This is a genomic window from Devosia sp. Leaf64 (assembly GCF_001421945.1).
Classification (GTDB): Bacteria; Pseudomonadota; Alphaproteobacteria; order Rhizobiales; family Devosiaceae; genus Devosia.
In genome coordinates this window covers 73,628-99,025 of the sequence record NZ_LMLO01000018.1, presented here as the reverse complement: position 1 = coordinate 99,025, position 25,398 = coordinate 73,628, and the positions used below count along the sequence as shown (strand labels likewise).

At 61.2% G+C, this 25,398-nt stretch carries 27 protein-coding genes and 1 tRNA gene; 11 read left to right on the top strand and 17 right to left on the bottom strand.

What is annotated here, in order from left to right; translation table 11 throughout:
• The first annotated feature begins 44 nt into the window (after nucleotides 1-44).
• Nucleotides 45-836 (top strand): hypothetical protein, encoded by a 792-nt coding sequence (locus tag ASE94_RS09620; RefSeq protein WP_062630229.1) that lies wholly within the window; start codon nucleotides 45-47, stop codon nucleotides 834-836.
• Between the two features lie 105 nt (nucleotides 837-941).
• Nucleotides 942-1,016, top strand: a tRNA-Lys gene (locus ASE94_RS09615).
• Between the two features lie 16 nt (nucleotides 1,017-1,032).
• Here ASE94_RS09615 and ASE94_RS09610 read toward each other — a convergent pair.
• Nucleotides 1,033-2,757 carry an ABC transporter ATP-binding protein gene (locus ASE94_RS09610; protein WP_062630228.1) on the bottom strand — a complete coding sequence of 575 codons (1,725 nt, stop codon included), beginning with the start codon at nucleotides 2,755-2,757 and terminating at the stop codon, nucleotides 1,033-1,035.
• 112 nt (nucleotides 2,758-2,869) lie between these two features.
• On the opposite strand from ASE94_RS09610, the gene ASE94_RS09605 reads away from it, so the two are divergent.
• Together ASE94_RS09605 and ASE94_RS09600 are read left to right on the top strand one after the other, a co-directional pair.
• Nucleotides 2,870-3,079, top strand: coding sequence for a hypothetical protein (locus tag ASE94_RS09605; RefSeq protein WP_062630227.1), 210 nt, complete (start codon nucleotides 2,870-2,872; stop codon nucleotides 3,077-3,079).
• 28 nt (nucleotides 3,080-3,107) lie between these two features.
• Nucleotides 3,108-3,635, top strand: coding sequence for a hypothetical protein (locus ASE94_RS09600; RefSeq protein ID WP_156352094.1), 528 nt, complete (start codon nucleotides 3,108-3,110; stop codon nucleotides 3,633-3,635).
• Nucleotides 3,636-3,797: 162 nt separating this feature from the next.
• On the opposite strand, the gene map is transcribed toward ASE94_RS09600, so the two are convergent.
• The 4 genes from map to ASE94_RS09580 all read right to left on the bottom strand — a co-directional run bounded on the left by map (nucleotide 3,798) and on the right by ASE94_RS09580 (nucleotide 8,218).
• Nucleotides 3,798-4,553, bottom strand: coding sequence for a type I methionyl aminopeptidase (gene map / locus ASE94_RS09595; RefSeq protein WP_062630225.1), 756 nt, complete (start codon nucleotides 4,551-4,553; stop codon nucleotides 3,798-3,800).
• A gap of 3 nt (nucleotides 4,554-4,556) precedes the next feature.
• Nucleotides 4,557-6,197 (bottom strand): glucose-6-phosphate isomerase, encoded by a 1,641-nt coding sequence (pgi, locus tag ASE94_RS09590; protein WP_062630224.1) that lies wholly within the window; start codon nucleotides 6,195-6,197, stop codon nucleotides 4,557-4,559.
• A 24-nt stretch (nucleotides 6,198-6,221) separates the two neighbouring features.
• Nucleotides 6,222-7,361 (bottom strand): tRNA guanosine(34) transglycosylase Tgt, encoded by a 1,140-nt coding sequence (gene tgt, locus ASE94_RS09585; protein ID WP_061907362.1) that lies wholly within the window; start codon nucleotides 7,359-7,361, stop codon nucleotides 6,222-6,224.
• 68 nt (nucleotides 7,362-7,429) lie between these two features.
• Nucleotides 7,430-8,218: a mechanosensitive ion channel domain-containing protein gene (locus ASE94_RS09580; protein WP_062630223.1), complete on the bottom strand. Its 789-nt coding sequence runs from the start codon at nucleotides 8,216-8,218 to the stop codon at nucleotides 7,430-7,432.
• A 129-nt stretch (nucleotides 8,219-8,347) separates the two neighbouring features.
• On the opposite strand from ASE94_RS09580, the gene ASE94_RS09575 reads away from it, so the two are divergent.
• Complete coding sequence (locus tag ASE94_RS09575) at nucleotides 8,348-8,788, top strand: hypothetical protein (protein WP_062630222.1); 441 nt, start codon at nucleotides 8,348-8,350, stop codon at nucleotides 8,786-8,788.
• A 1-nt stretch (nucleotide 8,789) separates the two neighbouring features.
• Here the strand turns inward: ASE94_RS09575 and ASE94_RS09570 are convergent, their stop codons facing one another.
• From ASE94_RS09570 to ASE94_RS09525, 10 genes are all read right to left on the bottom strand, one after another.
• Nucleotides 8,790-9,416 carry an exopolysaccharide biosynthesis protein gene (locus ASE94_RS09570; protein ID WP_062630221.1) on the bottom strand — a complete coding sequence of 209 codons (627 nt, stop codon included), beginning with the start codon at nucleotides 9,414-9,416 and terminating at the stop codon, nucleotides 8,790-8,792.
• Nucleotides 9,413-10,498, bottom strand: a complete 1,086-nt coding sequence (queA, locus tag ASE94_RS09565; protein WP_062630220.1) for a tRNA preQ1(34) S-adenosylmethionine ribosyltransferase-isomerase QueA — start codon at nucleotides 10,496-10,498, stop codon at nucleotides 9,413-9,415. Before queA ends, ASE94_RS09570 begins: the two co-directional genes overlap by 4 nt.
• An 83-nt stretch (nucleotides 10,499-10,581) precedes the next feature.
• Entirely contained in the window at nucleotides 10,582-11,031 is a 450-nt protein-coding gene (locus ASE94_RS09560; RefSeq protein WP_062630219.1) for a DMT family transporter, read from the bottom strand.
• A 67-nt stretch (nucleotides 11,032-11,098) separates the two neighbouring features.
• A complete protein-coding gene (locus ASE94_RS09555; RefSeq protein WP_061907368.1) occupies nucleotides 11,099-11,614 on the bottom strand; it encodes a peptidylprolyl isomerase in 516 nt (171 codons plus the stop codon).
• A 218-nt stretch (nucleotides 11,615-11,832) separates the two neighbouring features.
• Nucleotides 11,833-12,420: a peptidylprolyl isomerase gene (locus ASE94_RS09550; protein ID WP_200913631.1), complete on the bottom strand. Its 588-nt coding sequence runs from the start codon at nucleotides 12,418-12,420 to the stop codon at nucleotides 11,833-11,835.
• On the bottom strand, nucleotides 12,417-12,911 hold the full coding sequence (gene coaD, locus ASE94_RS09545) for a pantetheine-phosphate adenylyltransferase (RefSeq protein ID WP_061907369.1): 495 nt from the start codon (nucleotides 12,909-12,911) through the stop codon (nucleotides 12,417-12,419). Before coaD ends, ASE94_RS09550 begins: the two co-directional genes overlap by 4 nt.
• 106 nt (nucleotides 12,912-13,017) lie before the next feature.
• Nucleotides 13,018-13,638 carry a LysE family translocator gene (locus ASE94_RS09540; protein ID WP_062630218.1) on the bottom strand — a complete coding sequence of 207 codons (621 nt, stop codon included), beginning with the start codon at nucleotides 13,636-13,638 and terminating at the stop codon, nucleotides 13,018-13,020.
• Between the two features lie 92 nt (nucleotides 13,639-13,730).
• On the bottom strand, nucleotides 13,731-14,945 hold the full coding sequence (locus ASE94_RS09535) for an MFS transporter (RefSeq protein ID WP_062630217.1): 1,215 nt from the start codon (nucleotides 14,943-14,945) through the stop codon (nucleotides 13,731-13,733).
• A gap of 102 nt (nucleotides 14,946-15,047) precedes the next feature.
• A complete protein-coding gene (gene gyrA / locus ASE94_RS09530; RefSeq protein ID WP_062630216.1) occupies nucleotides 15,048-17,789 on the bottom strand; it encodes a DNA gyrase subunit A in 2,742 nt (913 codons plus the stop codon).
• A 91-nt stretch (nucleotides 17,790-17,880) separates the two neighbouring features.
• On the bottom strand, nucleotides 17,881-18,240 hold the full coding sequence (locus ASE94_RS09525) for a bleomycin resistance protein (RefSeq protein WP_062630450.1): 360 nt from the start codon (nucleotides 18,238-18,240) through the stop codon (nucleotides 17,881-17,883).
• A gap of 108 nt (nucleotides 18,241-18,348) precedes the next feature.
• Between ASE94_RS09525 and ASE94_RS09520 the strand changes: the two genes are divergently transcribed.
• On the top strand, nucleotides 18,349-18,642 hold the full coding sequence (locus tag ASE94_RS09520; RefSeq protein ID WP_062630215.1) for a hypothetical protein: 294 nt from the start codon (nucleotides 18,349-18,351) through the stop codon (nucleotides 18,640-18,642).
• Here the strand turns inward: ASE94_RS09520 and ASE94_RS09515 are convergent.
• The gene (locus tag ASE94_RS09515) at nucleotides 18,639-19,040 is read right to left on the bottom strand and encodes a helix-turn-helix domain-containing protein (RefSeq protein WP_061907375.1); all 402 of its coding nucleotides are present in this window, start codon (nucleotides 19,038-19,040) and stop codon (nucleotides 18,639-18,641) included. The genes ASE94_RS09520 and ASE94_RS09515 overlap by 4 nt on opposite strands.
• A gap of 148 nt (nucleotides 19,041-19,188) precedes the next feature.
• On the opposite strand from ASE94_RS09515, the gene ASE94_RS09510 reads away from it, so the two are divergent.
• The 5 genes from ASE94_RS09510 (at nucleotide 19,189) to ASE94_RS09490 (ending at nucleotide 24,560) form a co-directional block, all read left to right on the top strand.
• Nucleotides 19,189-20,070: an SDR family oxidoreductase gene (locus ASE94_RS09510; RefSeq protein WP_062630449.1), complete on the top strand. Its 882-nt coding sequence runs from the start codon at nucleotides 19,189-19,191 to the stop codon at nucleotides 20,068-20,070.
• A gap of 120 nt (nucleotides 20,071-20,190) precedes the next feature.
• Entirely contained in the window at nucleotides 20,191-22,584 is a 2,394-nt protein-coding gene (locus ASE94_RS09505) for an MMPL family transporter (RefSeq protein ID WP_062630214.1), read from the top strand.
• Nucleotides 22,585-22,705: 121 nt separating this feature from the next.
• Nucleotides 22,706-23,233, top strand: coding sequence for a hypothetical protein (locus ASE94_RS09500; protein WP_062630213.1), 528 nt, complete (start codon nucleotides 22,706-22,708; stop codon nucleotides 23,231-23,233).
• A 482-nt stretch (nucleotides 23,234-23,715) separates the two neighbouring features.
• Nucleotides 23,716-24,159 (top strand): D-aminoacyl-tRNA deacylase, encoded by a 444-nt coding sequence (gene dtd, locus ASE94_RS09495; RefSeq protein WP_062630212.1) that lies wholly within the window; start codon nucleotides 23,716-23,718, stop codon nucleotides 24,157-24,159.
• Complete coding sequence (locus ASE94_RS09490) at nucleotides 24,156-24,560, top strand: YbaN family protein (protein WP_062630211.1); 405 nt, start codon at nucleotides 24,156-24,158, stop codon at nucleotides 24,558-24,560. Before dtd ends, ASE94_RS09490 begins: the two co-directional genes overlap by 4 nt.
• Nucleotides 24,561-24,603: 43 nt before the next feature.
• Here the strand turns inward: ASE94_RS09490 and ssb are convergent, their stop codons facing one another.
• Nucleotides 24,604-25,125, bottom strand: a complete 522-nt coding sequence (ssb, locus tag ASE94_RS09485; RefSeq protein WP_061907444.1) for a single-stranded DNA-binding protein — start codon at nucleotides 25,123-25,125, stop codon at nucleotides 24,604-24,606.
• Nucleotides 25,126-25,398: the final 273 nt, after the last annotated feature.

The following is a 25,398-nucleotide window of genomic DNA, read 5'->3' as shown; positions in this document are numbered from 1 at the left end:
CATTGGCGATTAGATAACGAAATCTCTCTTTAATAGGCCGTGTAATGCCCATGATTCGCTGGGCTGTCGAGGACGGACGATTGGCCACTATTCCAGAAGATATCACGCAATCCGATGTTACCGCATGGGGCGTCGCTGCGCTTGTGTGCACCGGGCTTGCCGTTCTGGGTGCCAATCTGACGACACTTTTGCCCAGCAGCGCACTTCTGGCGTTGCATTCGCCGCGCAATGACGCGGTTTCGATTGTACAGATCCGCCAGCAAGTTGCCGAATTGCGCGCGGCCACGGCAGAGTTGCGCCGCCAGAATGATACCCTGACCACGCGCTTCTCGCTGCAGGAACAGTCCGGCGGAGAAGCCGCGCGTCGCCTCGGTGCACTGGAAGTCGCCCTGCCCGTCATCATGGAATCGCGTCCGACCGTCGCGCCGATAGACCGGACCGTGACGACCGCGTCGATCACTGGCACGCCATCCCAGCAGTTCGAGGCCGATGGCGGCACCGTCGTCGTGCGCCAATCCCCGCTCGAGCAGCCGATTCCGGCGCCCATCCAGCTTGCCAGCGCCAGTGGCGCGCAGGTTGGCTACGCCGTTGCTGTTGGTTCGAGCTTCTCGCCCGGCCAGGCAGCGATGCAGTGGCGCAATCTCGAAGTGCAGCTCGGCTCGCTGACCGTGGACCTGACCCCGCTTCTCTCCAATGCGACCGACAGCAACCAGCAGCGCATCGTTCTTGGGCCGATCGCCAAGCTCTCGGATGCCCGTGATCTTTGTGCCAAGCTCGAGCAGCGCGAAATCGCCTGTTCGCCTGCCAGCTATGCCGGCGTCAGCATGGCGCGCTGAGCCGCCATCCCCAGGCTTGGAACGACCCGGCGCAATAGAGGTTGACTCCGGGATCATCCTAGCTATTTTCCGCGCCAACGCCGCAGGGCGTTCGTGACGACAAGTGCGCCGGTAGCTCAGTGGTAGAGCATTCGACTTTTAATCGAATGGTCGAGGGTTCGAACCCCTCCCGGCGTACCACTCTCCCCCAACCACATCAGCCGACAAGTCCCAACTGTTGGGCCGAATGCAGCTGCGAATAGATACCGCGGCGGCTGAGCAGATCGTCGTGTGCGCCCTGTTCGGCGATGCCGTTCTCCGTCAGCACAACGATGCGGTGAGCATGGCGGACTGTCGCCAGGCGGTGTGCGATGATCAGCGTCGTGCGGCCGGCCGAAAGTTCATTCAGCGCCTGCTGGATTGCCGCTTCTGTCGCGGTATCGAGCGCCGAGGTCGCCTCGTCGAGAATGAGAATCGGCGGGTTCTTGAGGAAGATGCGGGCGATGGCGACACGTTGCTTTTGCCCACCGGACAGTTTCACACCGCGCTCACCGACCACGGTATCAAGCCCAGCCGGCAGGCCGGCGATCATTTCCTCGAGCCGCGCGCGTTTTGCCGCTGCGATGATATCGGCGTCCGTCGCCGTCAGATCCCCATAGGCGATGTTGTCGCGTAGCGTGCCGCCAAACAGGAACACATCCTGCTGCACGACGCCGATCTGCTTGCGAAGCGAGGCCTGCGTCATATCGGCGATGTCGATTCCATCAACGGTGATGCGTCCAGCGGTCGGTTCATAAAAGCGCGGCAGCAGAGAGCATAGCGTCGTCTTGCCGGCGCCCGATGGCCCGACGATCGCCACGGTCTCCCCTGCAGGGATGTCAAGATTGACGTCGCGCAGGATCGAGCGGCCGGAATCATAGGCGAATGACACGCCCTCATAACGGATGTGCCCGGTCAGGCGATCGACCTCGATCGCGTCCGGGCGATCGGCAATGTCGGGTTCGGTATCGATGAGAGTGGTGAACCGCTTAAAGCCGGCAATGCCCTTGGGATAGCTTTCCAGCACGCCGGTGATCTTGTCGATCGGGCGGAGGAAGACGTCGACCAGAAGCAGGAAGCTCACAAAGCCGCCATAGGTCAATTCGCCGATCACCACGAGCCAGGCGCCCGAGAGCATGATCACGAGCTGCACGAGCCGGGTCGAGAGGAAGGTAATGAGCAGGCTTGCCGTCATCATCGCATAGGCTTCGAGCTTGGTCTTGCGATAGGCCAGGTTATTGCTCTGGAACAGCCCGGATTCGTGGCTTTCATTGGCGAAGGCCTTGACGACGCGAATGCCGCCAATGGCATCTTCGACCCGCACATTGAAGTCGCCGACGCGGCGGAAAAGTTCCTGCCAATTCGTCGTCATCTTCGAGCCATAGCGGCCCACGAGCCAGCTCATCACCGGCACGAGCGCTATGGCGATCATCGCCAGCTTCCAGTTGGTGAAGAACATCAGCGCGAAGGCGCCGATGAAGGTCATGATCGCGATGAACACGTCCTCGGGGCCGTGATGCGCGACCTCGCCCACATCTTCGAGATCCTTGGTCACATGGGTAATCAGGTGCCCGGTCTTGTGATTGTCGAAGAAGCGGAAGCTCAGCTTCTGCATATGATCGAAAGCCTGGCGCCGCATGTCGGTTTCCATCGACACGCCGAGCACATGGCCGAAATAATTGACCACGGCTTTGAGCGCAGCACTGACGAGATAGATGGCGAGAAGGCCCGCGCAGGCCGCGATAATCAGCGAATAATTGGACTGCGGCAGCAGCTTATCGATGACATAGGCGACCGAAAGCGGAAAGGCGAGTTCGAGAAGCCCCGCCAAAACTGCGCAGCCGAAATCGAGAACGAAGAGCCCGGTATAGGGACGATAGTAGGAATAGAAACGCTTCAACATCGGGCTCAGGCTCATCGAAAAGGCAAAGGCTGGAAATTTATACCGGCTTAGTCATATTTGATTGGGCTGGCAATGCGCGGTCCTTGTCTTGACGCCGCCATGTGACGCAGGCATGACCCGGACCAATGCTTTCGCCTTGAGTGCCATGACCGCTTCCCCCAGCACCACCGATCCCTATGCCGAGCTCGATTATCGAGCCGATGCGGCGGAGCTATCGGACGGTTTCAGGAAGCCCATGACAATCAAGCGGGCACTGCGCGGCGGCCGGGCGGATTTTCCCACGCCACGGCGCAGCGCTTTCAGAATCGGCCGCCTCGACTAATATTGCCCCATTCAGCCCAGGAGGCGGCGTGTCTCAAGATACTATGGACCTGATCAAGGTTCTGGCAGCGGTCCTGCTCGTGTTTGCCGCGTCCACGGTGGTGATGCTCTATATCATCTATCTGATGGCCCAATATGGCGCGAACCTGCCCATGGTCGGCGCCGTGCCGCTGACCGCACCGCCCGAACTGATCCCGCTCCTCGCGCAGAACCAGGTATTTGCGACGCTGGCGGCCGTCCATGTCACGGCAACTGGCATTGCCCTCGCATTGGCCAGCAATACGCTCGACACCGCTCTCCTCATCACCGCCAAGGCGGTAACCGTGGTGATCACCTCGCTGATCGGCTTTGCCGGCGGGCATATGATCTATCTGCAGCTCAACGAGAATACGCCGCTTTCGGCCAGCGGCATTGCCCCCGCGCTGATCGCCTTGGCCGGCTATTTCGTGCTGTCGACAGCGCTGAGCGTGCCCTCGCTGCGGCAATTGGGAAATCTGAGGTTTGCAGTGGCGGTGGGTCTGGTGCTGCTCGGGCCGCTGCTGCTGGTTTGGCTGTAGCAATCTAGCGACAGCCTATCCAAGCCCAAAGGCTGTCACCCCGGCGAAGGCCGGGGTCCATCCCGAGATTTCAAGATGGATCCCGGCTCGAGGCCGGGATGACACCGAGTTTGTCATCATGTCACTGGGCAAACTGGGCTATCGACTGGCCCAACCAAATAATCAGGCCGCCAGCGTCACCACCAGCGCGCCACGCGGCGTCGCCACAACCGTGTGCTCATATTGCACACAGGGCGCCATTGGATCGCTCACCAGCGTCCACTCATCGTCTTCCGACTTCTGCGCCGCATAGCGGCCACCGAGCGACAGGAACGGCTCGATGGTGAACACCAGTCCATTCCCGATCTTCCGGCGCTCCGAGCGATCCGGCCAGGTCGGGATTTCGCCCGGTTCGTCGTGGAGGCTATCGCCGACGCCATGGCTCGCGAGATTGGTGATCAGCGTGTAGCCGCCCTTCTTCGCGAATTTGCCGATGGCTGTGCCGATATCGCCAAGCGGTGCGCCTGCCTTGACCGCATTGATCCCCGCCCACATCGCCTTCTTGCCATCGCGGCAGAGCGTATCGAGCCGTTTGTCGCCTTTGCCAAGCACATAGCTCGCGCCGCAATCGGCGAAGATCCCATTCAATTCGGCAGACACGTCGATATTGACGAGATCGCCTTCCCGCAGCATCCGGTCGCCAGGAATGCCATGGGCGATTTCCTCGTTGACCGAGATGCAGGTGTGACCGGGAAAATCATAGGTCAGGATCGGCGCCGAAATCGCGCCGTGCTCAGCCAGGATTTTCGCGCCGATCTCGTCGAGTTCGAGCGTCGTCATGCCCGGCCGCATCGCTGCCGCCATGGCCTCGCGGGCCACAGCGCAGATCCGACCAATGGCTTTCAGCTTTTCGAGCTGCTCGTCAGTCGTGATGGTCAATGATCAAGCCTTGTTGGCGAGGTAGTATTTGAGAAGGCCCTGGGTCGAGCTGTCGTGCCCTTCTCCGCTCGCCTCTCCCTGCACCTTCGGCAGCAGCGCCTTGGCAAGTTGCTTACCAAGCTCGACGCCCCACTGATCGTAGGAATTAACGTTCCAGATCACGCCCTGCACGAAGACCTTATGCTCATAAAGCGCGACGAGCGAACCGAGGATTTGCGGGGTAAGCTGCTTGTAAAACAGCGTGTTGGACGGACGATTGCCAGGGAACACCTTATGCGGCGTCAGTTCCTTGATCTTGTCCTTGTCGAGGCCCTCAGCCTTGAGTTCGTCGACAACCTCTTCCGAGGTCTTGCCCAGCATCAAGGCTTCGGACTGCGCCAGAACATTGGCCACGAGCTTGTCGTGATGCGGCGGCAGGCTCTCATGCGGCTGCGCAGCGATCAGGAAATCGCAGGGGATGACGTCGGTGCCCTGGTGGATCAACTGGTAGAACGCGTGTTGGCCATTGGTGCCTGGCTCGCCCCAGACGATGGGGCCCGTCGACCAGCCGACGTCCTTGCCATTCAGGGTCACTGACTTGCCGTTGGATTCCATATCCTGCTGCTGCAGATAGGCCGGGAAACGGCTCAGCCGCTGGTCGTAGGGCAGCACGGCATGGGTCGAGAAACCCCACGCATTGCGATACCAGACACCGAGCAAGCCCATGATGACGGGCAGATTGCTCTCGAGCGGCGTTTCGAGGAAATGCCGGTCCATGGCATCGGCGCCGGCGAGGAACTTTGCGAAATTGTCGTAGCCGACGGCCAGTGCCACCGGCAGGCCGATCGCCGACCACACCGAATAGCGGCCGCCGACCCAGTCCCAGAAGCCGAAGATGCGGTCTTCGTTGATCCCGAACTTGGCGCAGCCTTCGATATTGGTTGACACCGCCGCAAAGTGGCTCGGCACCGCCTCTTCGCCCAGCGCGTCGGCCAGCCACTTCCGCGCCGAATGGGCGTTGGTCATGGTTTCGTCGGTCGTAAAGGTCTTGGACGCCACGATGAACAGTGTCTTCTTGGGGTCGAGCCCCTTCAGCGTGTCGTGGATATGGGCGCCATCGACATTGGACACGTAATGGGCGCGCAGGTCTGGCCGCGTATAGGGCGCGAGCGCCAGCGTGACCATGACGGGGCCAAGGTCTGAGCCGCCGATGCCGATATTGACGACGTCAGTGATCTGCTCGCCGCCATGGCCGCGGATTTCGCCCGAACGCACCGCGTTGGTGTAACTCTCGATGGCTTTGAGCACAGCCCGCACATCGGGCATGACGTCTTTGCCGTCGACTTCGACCGGCTTGTCGCCCTGATAGCGCAGCGCCATGTGCATCACGGCGCGGTCTTCGGTGATGTTGATATGCTCGCCTTCGCACATCTGGGCGCGGCGTTCTTCGACACCTGCAGCGCGCGCCAGGTCGAACAGGGCGGTCATCACCTCTTCATCGACGCGGTTCTTGGAATAGTCGAGGAGGATTTCAGCGCCGCTGGCGGAGAACCGCTGGAAGCGGTTCGGGTCCTCGGCGAACAACAGCCGCATCGGCTGGCTCTCGATCGCCTTCTTGAGCTTGCCCAGCGTTTCGAACCCGGCCTTGCGTCCCGACTTTGCCATGACAGTCTTCTCCAAGTGGAATTTTTATAGGACCGGCAGGTCGCCGGCAGCCCAGGCGGCGCGCGTTTCGGCCGCAAAATCGGCCATGCGGCCGGCCTCGATCGCCGCCCGCGCGCCCGCAGTCAGCTCTTGATAATAGGCAAGGTTGATCTGCGAAAGCACCATTGCGCCCAAAATCTCTTCCGTCCTTACCAGATGGTGGAGATAGGCGCGGCTCCAGCGCCGGCAGTTCGGGTTGGGCGATGCCTCGTCGAGCGGCCGGTGATCATCCTTATGCCGCGCATTCTTCAGGTTGATGACGCCAAAGCGCGTATAGGCATGGCCGTGTCGCCCGGCGCGCGTCGGATGCACGCAGTCGAACATGTCGACGCCACGCTCGATGCCGCCCAGAATATCGTCAGGCTTGCCGACCCCCATCAGATAGCGTGGCCTGTCCCAAGGCAGTTCCGGCGTGATGTCGGAGAGCACACGGAACATCACTTCCTGCGGCTCGCCCACGGCCAGACCGCCGATCGAATAACCATCAAAGCCAATCGATTTCAAACCGGCTGCCGATTTGGCGCGCAGTTCTGCGTCGTCGCCCCCCTGCACGATGCCGAAGAGCATTCGGTTCTGCTGGTTGTTGAAGGCGGTCTTCGAGCGATCTGCCCAGCGCAGCGACAGTTCCATCGCCCGCTCGATTTCCTTGCGCTCCGCCGGCAGGGCGATGCACTCGTCAAGCTGCATGATGATGTCGCTATCAAGGAGCGTCTGGATTTCGATCGAGCGCTCCGGCGTCAGTTCGTAAGACGACCCATCGATATGCGATTTGAAGGTCACGCCCTTTTCCGTCAGCTTCCGGAGCTTTGCCAGCGACATGACCTGAAAGCCGCCACTATCGGTCAGGATCGGGCGCTGCCAATCCATGAAATCATGCAGGCCGCCAAGCGACGCGACGCGCTCGGCGCCGGGACGCAGCATCAGGTGATAGGTGTTGCCGAGGAGAATATCCGCGCCGGTCTCGCGGACCTGCTCGGGATACATCGCTTTCACGGTGCCAGCCGTGCCCACGGGCATGAAGGCCGGCGTGTTGATTTCGCCACGGGGCGTGTCGATGCGGCCGCGCCGGGCCATGCCGTCGCTCGCCGTGAGGGAGAAGGTTACTAGTTTGCTCGTCGTGCTCATGGGGCGGGTTCTAGCGGGTTGGCCCGCAGGAAGAAAGACCCTGCCCCATGTGCAATGCGATCAAAAGCTCAGGCGGCTGCCGGCGCGAAATTGTTGTTTTCTTCCAGCACGGTTTTGATCCGCTCCTGGATGATCGAGCGGGCTTCCCACCAATCCCTGCTCCGCACCGGCACGCGGGCCGCAAGCGTCATATTGGTATCGGCCAGGGTATCGAGCCAGATTTCCGACTTCATGCCCTCATCCGAAAACTCCGTCGCGAGCGCCGTGCCGATGGCAGCGCGCACCGCATCGAGATTGGCCGCGCGCGGCACGTTGAATTTCACCTCGACCACGCGCGATTTTTCGCGGCTGTAATTGATGATTTTGGCATTCGAGAGTTTCGAGTTCGGCGCGAAAAGATACAGCCCATCGATGGTTCGCAATTGCGTCGCGAAAAGCCCAACCTCGACGACCGTGCCGACAATGCCATCAGCATCGATATAGTCGCCGGTGTTGAAGGGCCGCAGAAAGACCAGCATGATCCCGGCCGCGATATTGGACAACGTGCCTTGCAAGGCCAAAGCAATCGCCAAGCCGGCCGCACCAAGCACTGCAAGAATCGACGCCGTCTCGACGCCGAACTGTCCAAGCACGATGATGATGGTGACGAACAGGATGCCATAGCGCACCGCCTGCCCTGCCAGCGGCGCGACCGTCGCATTATTGCGCAGCCGCGAACTCATGAGCCCAGTGACGTAGCGGGAGACGAGGTTGGCAATGATCCAACCAGCCACCAGGACGACGATGGCGATGACCATGGACCAGACATTGGCTATGATCCAGGCGGTTGAGATTCCAAAGATTTCGGCTTCCTGCACGACGCGCTCCTGTTTGCGGCTCCGTTGTCGAAAATCTCCAGCCTTGAGATGGTTGCAGATCCATCATGCCGGATTTTCGCCATGCTCCCCTGCGCAAATCGCAAACCTGTGATTACTGTTGAGGTTTCAATGTTCCGCACCGCGCTTCTCGCTGCCGCCCTGCTCGGCACCTCCATGCCCATCTTTGCCCAGGACGCTACCGACTATAGCGGCACCTATCTCGGGAGCGGTGAAGGCGATCTGACGCTTGAGCTGAACCACATCGAAGACGACGCTTATGGCATTTCGATCGAAACCGTCGTGCCCATGGAAAACGACATGCCGGGCTGCGCCGGCGGCATCGAGGGCGAAGTGCTGCTCTCGGAAGGCGGCGGCAATTTCTTCGTCGAGAACGAAATGTACGATCCGGAAAGCGACTCGCCGATGTTTTCCGAGCGCTATTGCGAAGTCGGCCTCACCTTCAATGAAGATGGCACAGTGGTGATGGAAGAGCGCGACGGGTGCCTCGAATATCACGGCGCCTCATGCGGCTTCTCCGGCAATCTCGTCCACGAAAGCGCCGCCGGTTAAGCTAGAAGACCGCGTTCCAGGCGCTGCCGCCGAGGTTGAGCGCCGCCAGGACCAGGGCGACTTCCACGCCTAGACCGATCAGACAGATCAGGGTGCCGGCGATCACGCCGGCCCCATCCCGATTGAGCATCGAAAATGCCAGCACGCAGAGCCCGACATTGGGCACGGCATTGGCGAATGGGATCGGCACCGTCATCGCGACGCTGATCACCATGGCGAAGATGCCATAAGGCACAGTCGCCGCGGCGCCGGTCAGCCAGCGCATGCGCGGCTTGGAAAAGCGGGCGATGATCCCCGTCACTTTCACGACCTGCTGGCTACCTTTCAGCAGCGGCGCAATTGGTAGCTTCCGGTGGCCGATAATGTTCGGCAGCCGGATCGGCTTCCCGAGCACCATGAACAGGGCGACGGCAAAAGTCGTCCAGGCCAGCGTGCCGCCGAATCCAGGCGGACCCGGAATCATGTTGAGCAGCGTCAGCATCAGGATCAGCAGCCGATGCGCGCCCGGCCCCATTGCCTCGATCAGCCGATCGAAGGTCAGCTTCTCGTCACCCCCAGCGGAGATGGTCTCAAGGACGGAAACGATGCGCTTGGTATAGCGGACGATTGGGCGGCGTTTGCCCGTCAAATATCGTCATCCCTGTCGCGCGACCGATCGCGGAACAGTAGCGAGGAGTCGCCATAGGAATAGAACCGGTAACCGTTTGCTATCGCGTGCGCATAAGCCGCCTTCATGGTGTCGAAACCGGCGAAGGCGCTGACCAGCATGAAGAGCGTCGATTTCGGCAGATGGAAATTGGTCATCAGCACATCGACCGTCCCAAACCGAAATCCGGGCGTGATGAAGATGTCGGTGTCGCCCATGAAGGGCTGCAGGGTACCTGTTGCGCGCGAGGCCGTTTCCAGCAGCCGCAGACTTGTCGTCCCGACGGCAATGACCCGACCACCTGCCGCGCGCTTGGCATTGATGCGCTCGACCGTCGCCTGATCGATCTCGCCCCATTCCGAATGCATCACGTGGTCGTCGGTGTCTTCCGCCTTCATCGGCAGGAAGGTCCCTGCCCCGACATGCAGCGTCACGCGTTCCATGGTCACGCCGCGCTCGGTCAATTGCTGCAGTAGCCGCTCGGTGAAATGCAGCCCCGCAGTCGGCGCGGCAACGGCGCCATCTTCGGCCGCATAGACAGTTTGATAGTCGACCTTATCGCGTTCCTCGACGCCGCGCTTGGCGCCGATATAGGGCGGCAGCGGCATGGCGCCATGGGATTTGATGGCTTCATCGAGCGCTGCGCCGCCGAGTTCGAATTTGAGCGTCACTTCTCCCGTATCGCCCTTGCCGGCGACGCGGGCCTTCAGCGCATCAGCCTGACCATTGCCCAGTTCCAGCTCATCGAGCAGCGCCAGCTTCTTGGCCGGCCGCGCAAAAGCGCGCCAGGTATGCGCATCGACCCGCTTGTGAAGGTTGAACGAGACATTGGCCCGCAATTCGCCCCGGATGCGGCTGCCCTTGAGTTCGGCCGGCAGAACGCGCGTGTCATTGACCACCAGCACGTCGCCCGGCTCCAGGATATCCAACAGATCCGGGATATGCCGATCTTCCAGCTTTTCGCCCGGCCGCACCAGCAAGAGCCGTGCAGAATCGCGCGGTTCGGCCGGATGGAGGGCGATCAGAGTTTCGGGCAGGTCAAAGTCGAATTCGGATACACGCATGATGGCTCGATAGCATGCCTTCTTGCGGGCGGGAACGGGTCACTAACGCCGAAGTTGCCGAACGCGTCGAACAGCAGCCATGCCTAGAGCACGCGGATCATCACCGCACCGACGATCAAGAGAGCGGCACCGGCCACGCGGCCCATGGTAATCTCGCGCACGGCCATGCCCATGAACCCGACCTTGTCGAGCATAAGCCCCGCCATCAACTGCCCGGCCACCGACAGCGCCATCACCGCCGCGGCGCCAATCATCGGCGTCAGGGTGATATTGGAGAATACGTAAAACGCACCGAGCAGGCCGCCGGCCACCAATGTCCACTGCGCGGGAGCCGCAAAATTGATTGGCGTCGCCGTCAGATGACTATAGCCGAAAGCCAGCGCCCAGAGCACCACGCCACCCGCCAGGAAGGACACCGCCGCCGCCGCGATCGGCACTTCGAGGGCTCGTCCGAGGCTGGCATTGATTGGCGCCTGCACGGCAATGCAGGCACCCGCAAAGACGCCCATCAGCGCCCAGAGGAGAGTATCCATCTTCAACTTCGAACGTTCCGCTTGGGCCCAGGCAAAAAATTGGCGGCTATGAAAGCCGCCAGTTCACTTATTCTGCGATGTCGGCCGCGACCTTGACCGAGACCATCTTGTCCGGATTGATCACCGGCTCGCCGCGCTTGATCTGGTCGACATTTTCCATGCCTTCGATCACCTGACCCCAGACCGTGTACTGACGGTCGAGGAAGCGCGCGTCCTGGAAGCAGATGAAGAACTGCGAATTGGCACTGTTCGGATCCTGAGCGCGGGCCATCGAGGCAACGCCACGAACGTGCGGCTCGGCCGAGAATTCCTGCTTGAGGTTCGGATACTGCGAACCACCCGTGCCGGCGCGCGACGGATTGAAATCGGGCTTTTCGGAATTGCCGAATTTCACGTCGCCAGTCTGGGCCATGAAGCCGTCGATCACGCGGTGAAACACGACGCCGTCATAAGCGCCTTCGCGGGCCAGCTTCTTGATGTGATCGACATGGCCGGGAGCCAGGTCTGGACGCATCGCGATAACCACATTGCCCTTGGTCGTTTCGATGACGAGGGTGTTTTCGGGATCGGCGTAATCTGCCATGATTTTCGCTTTCGTTCAAAAGAGGTGGCCCGGATTTAGGCCGAATGGTTGGAGAGCGCAAGGTTTTGAGGGAGCATCGGGGGCACCCCCTCCCGGCCTCCCCCATCAAGGGGGAGGTGCTACATCGAGTATTTGGCTCGATCTCGCCCCACCACCAGCCCGACACCTCCCCCTAGATGGGGGAGGCTGGGAGGGGGTGTCGGCAATCGCCGCAACCCTTATTTATACTCGATCACAGCCTTCTCGATCTTGTCCGGATTGGCCACGGCGCCATTGGCTTCCTGTGGGCCCTTTTCCAGCGCGTCGACAGCTTCCATGCCGGAAACGACCTTGCCGAACACCGTGTATTGGCCGTCGAGGAAGCTCGCATCGGCATAGGTTATGAAGAATTGCGAGTTGAACGAGTTCGGGTCCTGCGAGCGGGCCGCGCCGACAACGCCGCGCTGGAAGCTCTCGGAATTGAACTCGGCTTCGACGTCCGGCTTGTCCGAACCGCCCATGCCGGCTTGCGACAGGTTGAAGCCCGGCGCGCCGGACTTGCCATATTGCACGTCGCCGGTCTGGGCCATGAAGCCGTCGATCACGCGGTGAAACACCACGCCGTCATAGGCGCCTTCCTTGGTCAGCTCGATGACGCGCTCGACATGCTTCGGCGCAAGTTCAGGCAGCAGTTCGATATCAACCGTGCCGTCTTCGAGCGTCAAGATCAGGTGCGGCTTGCCTTCCTGCGCCATGACAGGCGCGGCGGTCGCGACGAGGGCAGCCAGAGCGAGGCCGGAGAAGAGGCGGCGGGAAATGGTCATCATGATGCTTTCAGGGCCTTGAAGACGATTGGCGGAACGAAGGCGGAAATATCCCCGCCCATCTCGGCGATCTGACGCACCAATGTGGCCGAGATATGCCGCACGGGTGGGCTCGAGGGCAGGAAAACGGTCTGCAGGTCCGGCGCCATCTGCGCGTTCATGCCCACCATCTGCATTTCATAATTGTAGTCCGTGGTGTCGCGCAGGCCGCGAATGATGAGCTTGGCGCCATGCTCACGGGCCGCATTGACCATCAGGCCAGAAAAATCCACGATCTTGAAAACCGTATTGGTGCGCAGCCCGACCGGAGCAAGCGCCTGTTCCAGGATCGCAAACCGCGCCTCATGGGTGAAAAGCGGGTTCTTCTTGGTGGCGCTGACGCCAACGCCAACCACCAGCGTATCGACCAGCTTGCAAGCGCGCTCGATGACATCGAGATGCCCATTGGTCAGTGGATCGAACGAGCCCGGATAGAATCCAACGAGAGCGTTCATCTGCCCCTCCCTCTTGTTTTCAAATGGTTTTTGTCACGCGGCGCGATGCGTGGCAAGCGTGGGGACCACGAAGCGTTGCCACCGTGCAAAGCGTTGGCGCAGGCAACTAAGCCCGCTTCTGCAGCGCGAGCCAGACGCCGCCGAACATCAGCAGCACGCCCGCGCCACGGGCAACGAGACGCACCCGCGCAGCACTCAAGACACTCCGTGCTCGACCGGCAAGCAGGGCATAGACGCTGTCTGTCGAGGCAGCGACAAGCATGAAGATCAGCCCGAGTATCAGCACCTGCGGAAAAGCCGGGCGCGAGGTATCGACGAACTGCGGCAGGAAGGCTCCGAGAAAAATCAGGACCTTAGGATTAGAAATCAGGACCAGAAACCCTTCGAATGCGATCCGGCCGATCGATTTCCGCCGATCCGTCTCCGCCACGCCGAGATGCCCATCGCTCAGAAACATCTTGATCCCAAGCCAGATCAGGTAAGCCGCGCCAATCAATTTAAGCCAATCGAAGGCTGCCCCCATGAAGGCGACCATTGCCTGCATGCCGAGCGCGACGATGATGGTCATCACCAAAAAGCCCGCCTGCGTCCCCGCGATGATCGCGAGCCCTGCCGACGTGCCGCGCGACAGTGAATTGGCGACGATGACTGTCACCGTAGGCCCCGGCACGATCGCGAGCAAAAAGCAGGCACCGATATAAGGAACAAGAATAGCAGGGTCGATCATGACGGCTCTCCAGCAGCCTGATCAGCAAGCAAATATCGAGAGAGCTTGCAAGTCCTCCGCCGCGCAGCCTAGGCGCGGGTCTGATCGCTTGGTCAATCTACGCGGTGCGCAACAAGGGTGATGGCGCCCAAAGCCAGCAGCAGCACACCCCCGGCAAGAAACGCCGCCGGCGTCCCCCAATGGCTCGCGATCGCGCTGCCGATCAATGGCGCGGACAGCATGGTCATGGTGATCACCGCTTCGCCCGCCGCAAAGACGCGCGCAATCCGGTCCGGCGGTGCGTCGGTCTGAACGATGGTCCGATAGGGCACAAGCATGAACGCCGTCGCTCCACCCATGAAGCACAGCACCAGGAGAAACGCCGGCAATTGCACGGTCCAGCCCATCATTGCCGAGGCAGCCACTGCCGCGGTCGTCGCCCCTGAAATGACGGCTGCCAATGCCATGGTGGGCATCGGCCGTTTACCGGCCATTTGACCCGCAACGAGTGCCCCCAGCAGCCCACCCAATCCCGCGGCGGAAATCGCGAGGCCAAAGGCGGTTTCGTCGAAGCCAAAGCCTTTGGCCAGAAGCGCGATCAGCGCGTCATAAAGGAAGAAGGCGAAATAGGCGCAGGAGGCAAAGATCAGCGCCACCATTAATCGCCGGCCGCGTCGATATTCGCTGATACCCTTGAGTGACTCGGTGAAGAAACGCCCGCGCTCTTCGGTTGACGGTGGCCGCGGCGGCAAAACGAGCGAGACGGCAATTAGCGTCGCCGTCAGCGACAGCGCCGCATTGAGCACAAAAATATTCTGCGCTGGCCAGACGACGAGCAGCAAGCCGCCAATTGCCGGGCCCGCGATCTTGGATGTCTGGTTGATCGCCTGGTGCAAGCCATTGGCAACGCCACGGAGATGCTCTGGCGTACTGGTCTGGATGGCCGCCTGCCGCGCCGGGGTAAAAGCGGAATCGATGCATCCACGCACGAAAACCAGCGCTAGCAGAACCAGCGTGTCACCCGTGAATGCCAAGCTCAACGTTGCCAATGCGCGCCCGAGATTGCTGAAGATGAGCACGGTGCGGATCGGCGCACGGTCGACAAACACCGCCACAAATGGCCCCACCAGCACGTAGGGCAGGCTCAGGGCGAGAGCAAAAAGAGCCAGCGCCAACGGCCCCTCGCCCCAGGCATAGACGACCAGCGCAATCACGGCCGCATAATCAAGCCAGTCCGCAAAGTCAGCCGGCACGCTGGCCAGCGCCAGACGCCGTGGCAACGGCAGTTTCAGAAGTGCGCCATAATTGGCTTTTTGACCATCACTCATAACGCACGCTCCAGCTTGGCGCGGAAGATATCGAGATCTTCGGATTGGCTTTGCGGTCGATCAGCCCCCGAAAAGACGAGGGGCGCCTTAGCGCCCCCGATCCTAGTTCTCTGTGGTCTCGGGTGGTGGTGGCGCCTCGCCACCGTCTTCCTCGTCGCCTTCAGGCTCGCTGATCCGCTCGACCGACACGACCTTTTCGCCATCGGCGGTATCAAAGACGATGACGCCCTGGCTGCCGCGGCTGACGATGCGGATCGGCTTGTCGCCGCCCACCGGCAGACGAATGGTCTGGCCGCCATCGCTGATCAGCATGATCTGGTCTTCGTCTTCCACCGGGAAGCTCGCGACCAGATTGCCATTGCGCTTGTTGACCGCCATGGCGACGATGCCCTTACCGCCACGCCCGGTGATCCGGTATTCGTGGCTCGAGGTGCGCTTGCCATAGCCATTCTCGGAAATGGCGAGGATGAACTGCTCGCTGGCACTCATCGACGCATAGAGTTCCGGCTCAAGCGCACCGGCCACGACATCGGCTTCGTCCGTGCTCGGCTCTTCGGCCTCGGCTTCACCCCGCACCGCGCGGCTCATCTTGAGATAGGCCGCGCGCTGCTCGGCATCGGCGTCCGAGTGGTTGATCACGGCCATCGAAATGACCTTGTCGCCATCGGCAAGCTGAATGCCGCGCACGCCCATGGAATCGCGGCCCTTGAAGAGACGCACATCGTCGACGCGGAAGCGGATGGCCTGACCCAGGGCTGTCGTCAGCAACAGGTCATTGTTGATCGTGCAGGTATCGACGCCGACGATCTCATCGCCATCATCGAGTTTCATGGCGATCTTGCCGTTCTGGCGCACTTCGACAAAATCGGCGAGCGAGTTACGGCGCACGGTGCCGCGCGTCGTCGCGAACATGATGTCGAGATTGCCCCACGAGGTTTCGTCCTCGGGCAGCGGCATGATCGAGGTGATCCGCTCGCCCTGCTCGAGCGGCAGGATATTGATCAGCGCCTTGCCCTTGGCATTGGCCGCCGAAAGCGGCAGGCGCCAGACCTTGAGCTTATAGGCTATGCCGCGGCTGGTGAAGAACAGCACCGGCGTATGCGTATTGGCAACGAACAGCCGCGCCACGAAATCTTCTTCGCGCGTCGACATGCCAGAGCGGCCCTTGCCGCCGCGGTTCTGCGCCCGATAGGTCGAGAGCGGCACGCGCTTGATGTAACCGGCATGGCTGACGGTCACGACCATGTCTTCGCGCGCGATCAGGTCCTCGTCGTCAAAATCGGCGGCATGGTCGCTGATTTCGGTGCGGCGCGGACGGCCGAACTCTTCGCGCACGGCTTCGAGTTCTTCGCGGATGATCGAGCGAACCCGCTCACGCGAACGAAGAATATCGAGATAATCTTCGATTTCGGCGCCGAGCCCATTGAGCTCTTCCCCGATTTCGTCGCGACCGAGAGCGGTCAAACGCGCAAGACGCAGTTCGAGGATGGCGCGGGCCTGTTCTTCCGAAAGGTTGAACGTGCCGTCGTCATTGATGCGGTGCCGCGGATCGTCGATCAGCTTGATCAGCGGCTCGACATCGGCCGAAGGCCAGCGGCGCGTCATCAACTGCTCGCGGGCCGTCGCCGGATCGGGCGCGGTGCGGATGAGCGCAATGACTTCGTCGATATTGGCCACGGCAACGGCGAGACCGACGAGGATATGGGCGCGATCGCGGGCCTTGTTGAGCAAGAACCGCGCACGACGCGTCACCACTTCCTCACGGAAAGCGATGAAGCAATCAAGAATCTGCTTGAGATTCATCAGCTCCGGCTTGCCGCCGTTGAGCGCCACGAAGTTGCAACCGAACGAGGATTGCAGCGCCGTGAAGCGATAGAGTTGGTTCAGCACCACATCGGGCAGCGCATCGCGCTTCACTTCGATGACGACGCGCATGCCTTCGCGGCTGGATTCGTCGCGAAGATCGGCAATGCCTTCGATGCGCTTCTCGCGCACCAGTTCGGCAATGCGTTCGACCATCGTCGCCTTGTTCACCTGATACGGGATCTCGGTGATGACGATAGCTTCGCGTTCCTTGCGCACTTCCTCGACGGTCGAGCGCCCACGCACGATGATCGAACCGCGTCCGGTTTCATACGCCTGGCGGATGCCTGCGCGACCGAGAATGATGCCGCCCGTCGGGAAATCCGGACCCGGCAGAACTTCGATCAGTTCTTCCGTGGTGATGAAGGGATTATCGAGCACAGCCAGAGCCGCGTTGATCGTTTCGGCGAGATTGTGCGTCGGGATATTGGTCGCCATGCCCACGGCGATGCCACCGCCGCCATTGACCAGCATATTTGGGAACCGCGCCGGCAAGACGGTCGGCTCGCGCTCGGACCCGTCATAGTTGTCGCGAAAATCGACAGTGTCCTTGTCGAGATCGTCGAGCATGAAGCCCGTGATCTTGCGCATACGGACTTCGGTGTAACGCATGGCCGCCGGCATATCGCCGTCGACCGAGCCGAAATTGCCTTGGCCCTCGACGAGCATTTCGCCCATCGAAAATTCCTGCGCCATACGCACGAGAGCCATATAGACCGCGCTGTCGCCATGCGGGTGGTATTTACCGATAACGTCGCCGACGACACGGGCCGATTTGCGGAACGGCTTGTTATATTCGTAGCCGTTTTCGCTCATCGAGAAGAGAATGCGGCGGTGCACCGGCTTCAACCCGTCGCGCACATCCGGCAGGGCGCGGCTCACGATCACGCTCATCGCGTAGTCGAGATAGCTCTTGCGCATTTCGTCGGTGATGTAGATCGGAGCGATGTCGCCGCTCGCACCTTGAGGCGTATCTGTCACGGGGTGATTCTACGTTGATTCTTGTTCCGCAAATGATAGGCGATCTCGGCGAAAAATGCCAATTTATGGGCATTCGGCTGTGGAGATCGCTTCAGTTCTGGATCAGGCGCAGCAGCGTGCCGTCGAGATCGATCAAAGCCGCGACCGTTCCGCCCCATGACTCGCGCCGCGGCGGATGGATGCGCGGCCAGCCGGTGCGCGTGTCAGGCAGGTTCGCCGCCCGGCAGGCATCATAAAATTGGTCGAGCTCATCGAGCCTAAGACAACAGCTAAACCAGCTCGTTGCCGGATCGAGGTCGGGGTGCGCGAAGAACTCCAGTTGGATTGTGCCACGTTGGAGGATCATCCAGCCGTCATCGCGATAGCTGCGCAGAAATCCCAGCAGACGGTAAAAGTCCTCGGTCGCGTCGAAGCTGCGGGATGGCAGGTTGGGTGTGGCGAAATCCATGATGACCTCCGGAAACGAATGGATCTGTGCGCTGTGCAAAGTGTAGAGGCTGTGAACCCGGGTTGAGACTAAAACGTTGGCCCGGCATCGGTAAGTCGAAATTGGAATAGTATGGCAGACACCTATCGCGCCTGGCTTCGCGGCGCACAAACCTGGCAGACGATTGCGGTCATCGACCTGCGCGACACCGACGGCATCGGCAAACGCTTGCAGGCAGCCGGGCTCTCGACCCTCGGCGAAATCGACAAGATGGAGGGCCCCGAGCTTCTCGCGCGGGACGGCGTCGGCATCGGCGTGCTCCGCCGCGTGCGACGGATTATTCGTGACTGCAAGGCTGCCGAACGCCAGCGCAAACATGCTGCCGCGCCAGCCCGCCTGCGAAAACTCCGGACTTTTCCGAGCTAAGCGACCTTATCGAACGACACGCGCGATTTCGCGATTGAGGGCATGCTCTGGTTCGCCCACTCGATCAACTGGCCGAATGGTACGATGAGCGAGTGTCCCAGATCAGTCAGCCGATATTCCACCGATGGCGGCTTGGTGTCGAAGACATGGCGCGACACGAGCCCATCGCGCTGCAAATCGCGCAGCGTCTGCGTCAACATTTTTTGCGAAATGTCGGGTACTTCGCGATGCAGTTCATTGAAGCGCTTGGGGCCGCAGGCGAGCGTCATCACCAGCAGCATGCTCCACTTGTCGCCGATCTTGTCGAGCACATCGCGCACCGGGCACGGCCCGCTGAGGTCTGCCGCTGCGCTCCAGCGTTCGATATAGGTCTCGGCCAATCCCGTCGCATTTTGCATGCACTTACCTCAAGGTAATCTTCACCCGAAAAAGTGCCTCCTTTTCAGTCTTTCCTAAAAGACCTAGATAGCACTCTCCTTTCGATACTTACTCTCCTCCATGCACAGGAGCAAGCGAGTCGAAGCAGAGAAATTTATGGAGAATGACATGAGCAAGTTCAGCAACGCGACCCTTCTCGTCACCGGCGCCTCTGGCAATCTGGGCCGCCTCGCGGTCGAAGAACTGCTGGCCCGTGGCGCCACCCGCGTCATCGCCGGCACGCGCGACCCGTCGAAGCTTGAAGACCTGGCCGCCAAGGGCGCCGAAATCCGCAAGCTCGACTTTGACGATGCGTCGACGCTGTCCACCGCGCTTGCGGGCGTCGAACGCCTTCTCATCGTCAGCACTGATGCCGTCGGTCGCCGCGCCGAGCAGCAGAAGGAAATCATTACCGCCGCCAAAACCGCCGGTGTGAAGCACATCGTCTACACTTCTGCGCCAGCCGCGCGCCCCGATGCCGATGCCGGTCTCAACCCCGAGCATTTCTGGACCGAAGTGGAAATCGCCGCCAGCGGCCTCGATTTCACGATCCTGCGCAATCACATGTATGCTGAGAACACGCTGGCCGATGCCGGTCACGTCATTTCCTCGGGCCAGCTCTTCGGCCTCATCGGGGACCGTGGCACGTCCTACGTCACCCGCTCCGATGCCGCCAAGACTGCCGCAGGTGCGCTGCTCGATGCCGAAGGCAAGACGGTCGAAGACGTCACGGGCGCAGCGCCGATCACCAATGTCGAACGTGCGGAACTCTTCGCCAAGCTGACTGGCAAGCCCGTCCAGGTTGTGGCTATCACGCCACCGCAGCTTCAGCAGGGTCTCGTCGCCGCCGGCCTCCCCGAAGGCTTTGCCGGCGCTCTCGTCGCCTTCCAGCGCGACGCCGTCACCGGCCACCATGGCGTCGTCACCGACACCGTCGAACGCTATACCGGCAAGAAGCCGACGACCTTTGCCGATTTCATCACGGCAAACAAAGCCGCCCTCGGCGCATAAGCCCTCTGGCGCGGCCCCACTCTGGCCGCGCCACCCTGCCCGCCCCGCGACCGCTGGACGCACCTTTCATAACCACATAGAGATTCTGTCAGATCGTCAGCGTGCGGAGTCGGGCCCGTCGTGTCTTCCCCTTCCTGGTTCAAACGTTTTCTGGCCCGCCTGACTTATGATCGTTCCATCGGCTTTGGTCTTGAACAGATCGGGCTGACGACCGTCCGCTACCCGCGCCTCATGGCGCTCGCGGTGCTGATCTTTTCCGTCCTCTGCTTCACCCAGATCCCGCGCGCCAATGTCGATGGCGATCTCCTGCGCGTCTATGCCCATTCGGGCCACTATTACGACGCCTACGAGCACCTCTCGGAAACATTCGGCACCTTCGAGAACGACCTCTATATTCTCGTCAATTCGCCCAAGCTCGCCGAGCCCGAGGTGATCGAGCAGGTCCGAAACCTCGCCTTTGAGCTCGAGCTCAATGAATATGCCGTCGGCACCATGTCACCCTTCACGCTGCGCAAGCCATCGCCCGGCGGCGGCTCTGTCCCGGCCGTGCCCGAAGGTCTGCAGACGGCCGACGAGGTTGCCTTCGCCCTCATGGATCTGCAGCAAAACGATCCAATGATGCGCAATCTTATCACGCCCGATCTCGATGGCGTGGTGATGATCATGTTCCCCAATCAGGATCTGGTCAAAGAGCGCGGCGCAAAAGCGATGATCGAGAACCTGCGGGCCACGATCGCGCCGTTCCAGAACGATGACCTCTCGATCGAGATCACCGGCCCGCCGGTCTGGACCACGGAAATGCTCAATGCCGCCGTGGACGATCAGGTCAAGTTCACGGTCTACGGCTTCGCACTCGGCTCCATCATTGCCCTTCTCGCCCTCCGCTCCATTGCGGGCGCGCTGATCGTCGCCGCAACGCCGTTCCTCGCGGTCATGTGGTCTATGGGCATGATCCTTCTCTTCTTCGGCTCCTTCTCCTTCCTCACCATCATCGTCACGACGCTGGTGCTGGTGATCTCCTTTGCCGAGTCGATGTTCTTCACCTTCAATTGGCTCGCCTATTGGCGCGACGGCATGGAGCCCAACAAGGCGGTCGATGCGACCATCAAGCTCGTTGGTCCCGCCACGGCCCTGACCATGCTCATTTCCATGGTCAGCTTCGCCTCGCTCTCCCTAACGCCGGGCCAAGGCGTGCGTGAATTCTCCATGGCTGGCGCCATGGGCTCCTTCCTGCTCTTTGCCTGCTCGATGACCTTCCAACCGCTGCTGCTCAAGCTCGCCATCCGCATGGGTTTCAAGGCGCCGCCGAAGTCGAGCGTCGTGCTGACGGCTCCCCTGCCCTTGTCCTGGTTCCTCGCCAGCCGCTTTGGCCGGCCGATCGCCATTGCCGGCATTGTCGCCACCGGTCTGTTGCTGATCCCCTATTTTCTCATCCAGCCGCGGTTTTCATTCGAGGATTTCGTCGCCAATGAATCGACCGCCCTCACCGCGGCCGAAAACATTGATGAGGGTGTCGGCGGCGTCGCCCCGCTCTACATTCGCGTGCCCCTGATCGAGCACAACCCGGATGTCGGCGAGGTCGATTTCGCGCGTATCCAGGTTGTCCACGACATCCTCGAAAAGGAGCTCGGCGAGAAAAAGGTTATTTCCGCTGCAAGCATGTCCAATTACACGGACGCCGGTTTCACCCGCGGCGAGGTGCTCGAGGCCGTGGGCCCCTTTATGCGGCGCCGCTTCGTTACCGATGACGGTTCGCAGGCCCTCGTTACCGGCTTCATGCCCACCATCATGGAAAGCGACAAGCTCAAGGATCTCGTGGCCCGCGTCGAAAGCCAACTCGTCTCCGCCGGTATTACCGATGCCGAAGTCGGCGGTTTCCGCGTGCTCACGACCTTCGCCACAGACAATATCGTCCGCGGTCTACAGCTCGACCTGACGCTCAGCGTGCTCGTCAATCTCGCGCTGATCGGCTTTGCCTTCCAGTCTTTCCGCGTCGCATTGGCCTCTGCGATCCCCAATCTCTTTCCCATTCTAGGAACAGAGGCTTGGCTCTGGTGGTCCGGCTCCGGTCTTCAGCTCACCACCGTCATTGCCCTTACGATCGCTTTCGGCATCGCTGTCGACGACACGGTGCATTTCCTATCCCACTATCTCCACGGGCGCCGCGAAGAGGGTCGCACTCATGAGGACGCGGTGCAGCACACGCTTCTCCGCATCGGCGGCGCCATTGTCGCGACCACCATCATTCTCTGCGCCGGCACGGCGATCATCATGTTCTCCGAACTGCCGCAGGTTGCCCTGTTCGGCTCGCTCTTCGTCGTCACGCTGGCCCTCGCCATCCTGGGCGATCTCTTCATCTTGCCTGCGCTCCTTATGGCCGGCGGCAAGTTCTTTCATCCCTTGGGCAAGATCCGCGTCCGCACGGCCGATCACGACGCCACTCCGGACGATCCGACTGGCGATACGGTCACAGGTGAAGGCGGAACTGAAGGGGAAGCCCCTCGTCCCGCTTGAGGCCCGTTCTCGCTCTCGAAAAGCCGTGGCATAACCATAACCAACGCCGATTCCGGCGCCGTTCTTTGATCCGTCGATAACCAGCCCGGGCGCTCGTTGTGACATCTGGAGGCCTTGCACCATGACCCATTTCGGACCCGTTTCGCGCGCCCTTGCTTTTGCTGCCGTAGTGGTTTCGACCGGCATTGCCGTGGCGCCCGCCTATGCGGGCCCCGCGGAAGTGGCGCTGCTGAAATCCTATATCGGTGAATGGCGCGGCCGCGGCACGCTGGTCGGCGCCGCCACCGAATCCGTCGTCTGCCGCCTCTCACTGACCCAGGGCAATCAGGAGAAGATCAACTATAGCGGCCGCTGCACTCTCGCCGGCACCAATCTCTCCGTCGCCGGCACCATCGCCTATGTCGACGCGTCGCGCCGCTACGAAGCCGCCATGACCTCCAACGCAACCTTCTCCGGCATCGCTGTCGGGCAAAAACGCGGCGGTGGCCTCGTCTTCAACCTCCGCGAACGCACCCCCGACGAAGAGGGCAAGGAGATGAACATCTCCTCCCAGATCGCCCTCAACGACGACTCCATGAGCGTGTCCTTCGAGGTCGTCTACGTCGAATCCGGCGACAGCCTGACGGCGCAGGTGCCGTTTACACGGTAAGGGTTGGCACTGCGGGAGCTTGCGCGGGGTATGGACATGAAAACGGCAATGCTGTTGCTCGAGACAAGAGATTTCGCTTCCGCGGAACTGACGTTGCAATAGTTGCTAGTTCTTGCCGCAGGGTGCCGCCAACGGTCAAAATGATGCGGCGGATGCGAGCAGTTGAGGTTCAAAGCCAAGCAAGCACAAGAGGTTAGCCACCTCCAGTGTATTCACCCCACCCACCGCTCTTCCCTCGGGCTTGACCCGAGGGCCACTCGCCCACCCACAAAAGCATCTAACTCCCCCAGTGACCTCGGGTCGAACCCGAGGGAAGAACTGAGTTTGAAGAAGCTCAAAGATTCCCAAGGCATTGAAGGCAAACGGCGCCTGTAGTGCTAGGTTTTGCGGAATCCACCAAGTTGCAGTTCGCCTTTATCACCAAAGTTCCCCGCCACACATCTCCGCTGGGCACCCGGCACATCCGGCGCTAAACCACACCCATGCGAGCCCTCATTCAACGCGTCCTGTCCGCCTCCGTTACCGTCGATGGTGCCATCACCGGCGAGATCGGCCCGGGCGTGCTCGTCCTGATTTGCGCCATGCAGGAGGACACCGAGCAAAAGTCCTCCTGGCTGGCGCAAAAGATCGCAAAACTCTGCATCTTCCAGGACGATGACGGCCGCATGAACCGCTCGCTGCTTGACATTGGCGGCAGCGCTCTCGTCATCAGCCAGTTCACCCTCGCGGCCGACACCAAGGGCAATCGACCCGGCTTTTCGCGCGCCGCTCCACCCGAGCGCGGTCACGCGCTCTACACGCATTTCTCCGAGGCGCTCGCCGCAACCGGCGCCCCTATTGCCAATGGCATCTTCGGCTCCGACATGAAGGTCGCGCTGGTCAATGATGGTCCGGTGACGATCTGGCTGGACACCGACAACTCATGAGCGAACCGCAATCGGCCCTCGCCAAGACGCGCACCATGCGGGCGGTCTATCTCGCCCTCGGCCTCGTCATGACCGCTCTCGGCATCATCGGCGCCTTCCTGCCGCTGATGCCAACTACGATATTTCTGATCCTTGCCGCCTGGTGTTTTTCGAAATCGTCGCGCCGACTGGAAACCTGGCTCCTCGGTCACCCCATCCTCGGCCCTACCATCACCAATTGGCGCACTCACGGCGTCATCGCTCCGCGCGCAAAAGCCTTGGCCTGCTCCGGCATGGCGCTCGGTTATGTGCTCTTCTGGATCAGTGCCCATCCAGGCCCATGGCTGGCGCTGCTCGTCGCGGTCGTCCTCGGCGCCTGCGCCACCTATGTGCTGTCGCGCCCCTCTGCCCCGTCAGCCTAACCAACAAAAAGGGCCGCCGAAGCGACCCTTTTGATCAAAATCCTCAGAACGGGATGTCGTCGTCAAGACCGCCGGATTCAAAAGCCGGCGCGTTGGACGAGGGACGACGTGCGCCACCACCACCGCCGGAATTGCTGACGCCGCGGAAGCCGCCATCATTGCCGCCATAGCCACCGCCGCCACCTTCATTTGCACCCGCGCCGGCGCCATCGCCGCGGCCATCGAGCAGCACCATCGAGGCGTTAAAGCCCTGAAGCACGATCTCGGTCGAATATTTGTCCTGGCCGGATTGGTCCTGCCATTTGCGCGTCTGGAGCTGGCCTTCGAGATAGACCTTGCTGCCCTTGCGCAGATATTGCTCAGCGACCTTGGCAAGACCTTCCGAGAAGATCACCACGCGGTGCCATTCGGTCTTTTCGCGCTGCTCACCGCTATTGCGGTCGCGCCAGCGTTCGGATGTCGCGATCGACAGGTTCACCACCTTGCCGCCGCTCGGCAGGGTCCGCACCTCGGGCTCATTGCCGAGATTGCCCACCAGAATGACTTTATTCACGCTGCCAGCCATGGCGCATATCCTTCCAATTCAGTCCCGGTCTGCAAGGTCGCGGGACGCTTCTGTGATCGAGCGCGGAGTGAGCCGCCTCTTGCGCAGCCTCCCGCTCGTCCGCGCACTTTAGCCCGTCTCGCGTCCGAGCAGGCGCAAATCTGCCGGATGCTCACACCTTTGCATTTTGTTCACTTTATGTTCTCGTTCGTTGCGAGTCAATCGCCCATTGCGGTTGGCTGCCTTACCCTTCGCCTCATTCTCGCCAAAGCCACCGGTTCGTCTGGCGCCGTG

Bases quoted from the DNA above. Each gene is read 5' to 3' on its own strand.
- ASE94_RS09500 (WP_062630213.1), top strand. From the start codon at position 22,706: ATGACCCATTTCGGACCCGTTTCGCGCGCCCTTGCTTTTGCTGCCGTA.
- tgt (WP_061907362.1), bottom strand. From the start codon at position 7,361: ATGAGCACGACGAGCAAACTAGTAACCTTCTCCCTCACGGCGAGCGAC.
- ASE94_RS09520 (WP_062630215.1), top strand. From the start codon at position 18,349: ATGGCAGACACCTATCGCGCCTGGCTTCGCGGCGCACAAACCTGGCAG.
- ssb (WP_061907444.1), bottom strand. From the start codon at position 25,125: ATGGCTGGCAGCGTGAATAAAGTCATTCTGGTGGGCAATCTCGGCAAT.
- ASE94_RS09555 (WP_061907368.1), bottom strand. From the start codon at position 11,614: ATGGCAGATTACGCCGATCCCGAAAACACCCTCGTCATCGAAACGACC.
- dtd (WP_062630212.1), top strand. From the start codon at position 23,716: ATGCGAGCCCTCATTCAACGCGTCCTGTCCGCCTCCGTTACCGTCGAT.
- ASE94_RS09515 (WP_061907375.1), bottom strand. From the start codon at position 19,040: ATGCAAAATGCGACGGGATTGGCCGAGACCTATATCGAACGCTGGAGC.
- ASE94_RS09605 (WP_062630227.1), top strand. From the start codon at position 2,870: ATGACCCGGACCAATGCTTTCGCCTTGAGTGCCATGACCGCTTCCCCC.
- queA (WP_062630220.1), bottom strand. From the start codon at position 10,498: ATGCGTGTATCCGAATTCGACTTTGACCTGCCCGAAACTCTGATCGCC.
- ASE94_RS09535 (WP_062630217.1), bottom strand. From the start codon at position 14,945: ATGAGTGATGGTCAAAAAGCCAATTATGGCGCACTTCTGAAACTGCCG.
- ASE94_RS09540 (WP_062630218.1), bottom strand. From the start codon at position 13,638: ATGATCGACCCTGCTATTCTTGTTCCTTATATCGGTGCCTGCTTTTTG.
- ASE94_RS09490 (WP_062630211.1), top strand. From the start codon at position 24,156: ATGAGCGAACCGCAATCGGCCCTCGCCAAGACGCGCACCATGCGGGCG.
- ASE94_RS09610 (WP_062630228.1), bottom strand. From the start codon at position 2,757: ATGTTGAAGCGTTTCTATTCCTACTATCGTCCCTATACCGGGCTCTTC.
- ASE94_RS09550 (WP_200913631.1), bottom strand. From the start codon at position 12,420: ATGATGACCATTTCCCGCCGCCTCTTCTCCGGCCTCGCTCTGGCTGCC.
- ASE94_RS09510 (WP_062630449.1), top strand. From the start codon at position 19,189: ATGAGCAAGTTCAGCAACGCGACCCTTCTCGTCACCGGCGCCTCTGGC.
- coaD (WP_061907369.1), bottom strand. From the start codon at position 12,911: ATGAACGCTCTCGTTGGATTCTATCCGGGCTCGTTCGATCCACTGACC.
- ASE94_RS09620 (WP_062630229.1), top strand. From the start codon at position 45: ATGCCCATGATTCGCTGGGCTGTCGAGGACGGACGATTGGCCACTATT.
- pgi (WP_062630224.1), bottom strand. From the start codon at position 6,197: ATGGCAAAGTCGGGACGCAAGGCCGGGTTCGAAACGCTGGGCAAGCTC.
- ASE94_RS09560 (WP_062630219.1), bottom strand. From the start codon at position 11,031: ATGGATACTCTCCTCTGGGCGCTGATGGGCGTCTTTGCGGGTGCCTGC.
- ASE94_RS09575 (WP_062630222.1), top strand. From the start codon at position 8,348: ATGTTCCGCACCGCGCTTCTCGCTGCCGCCCTGCTCGGCACCTCCATG.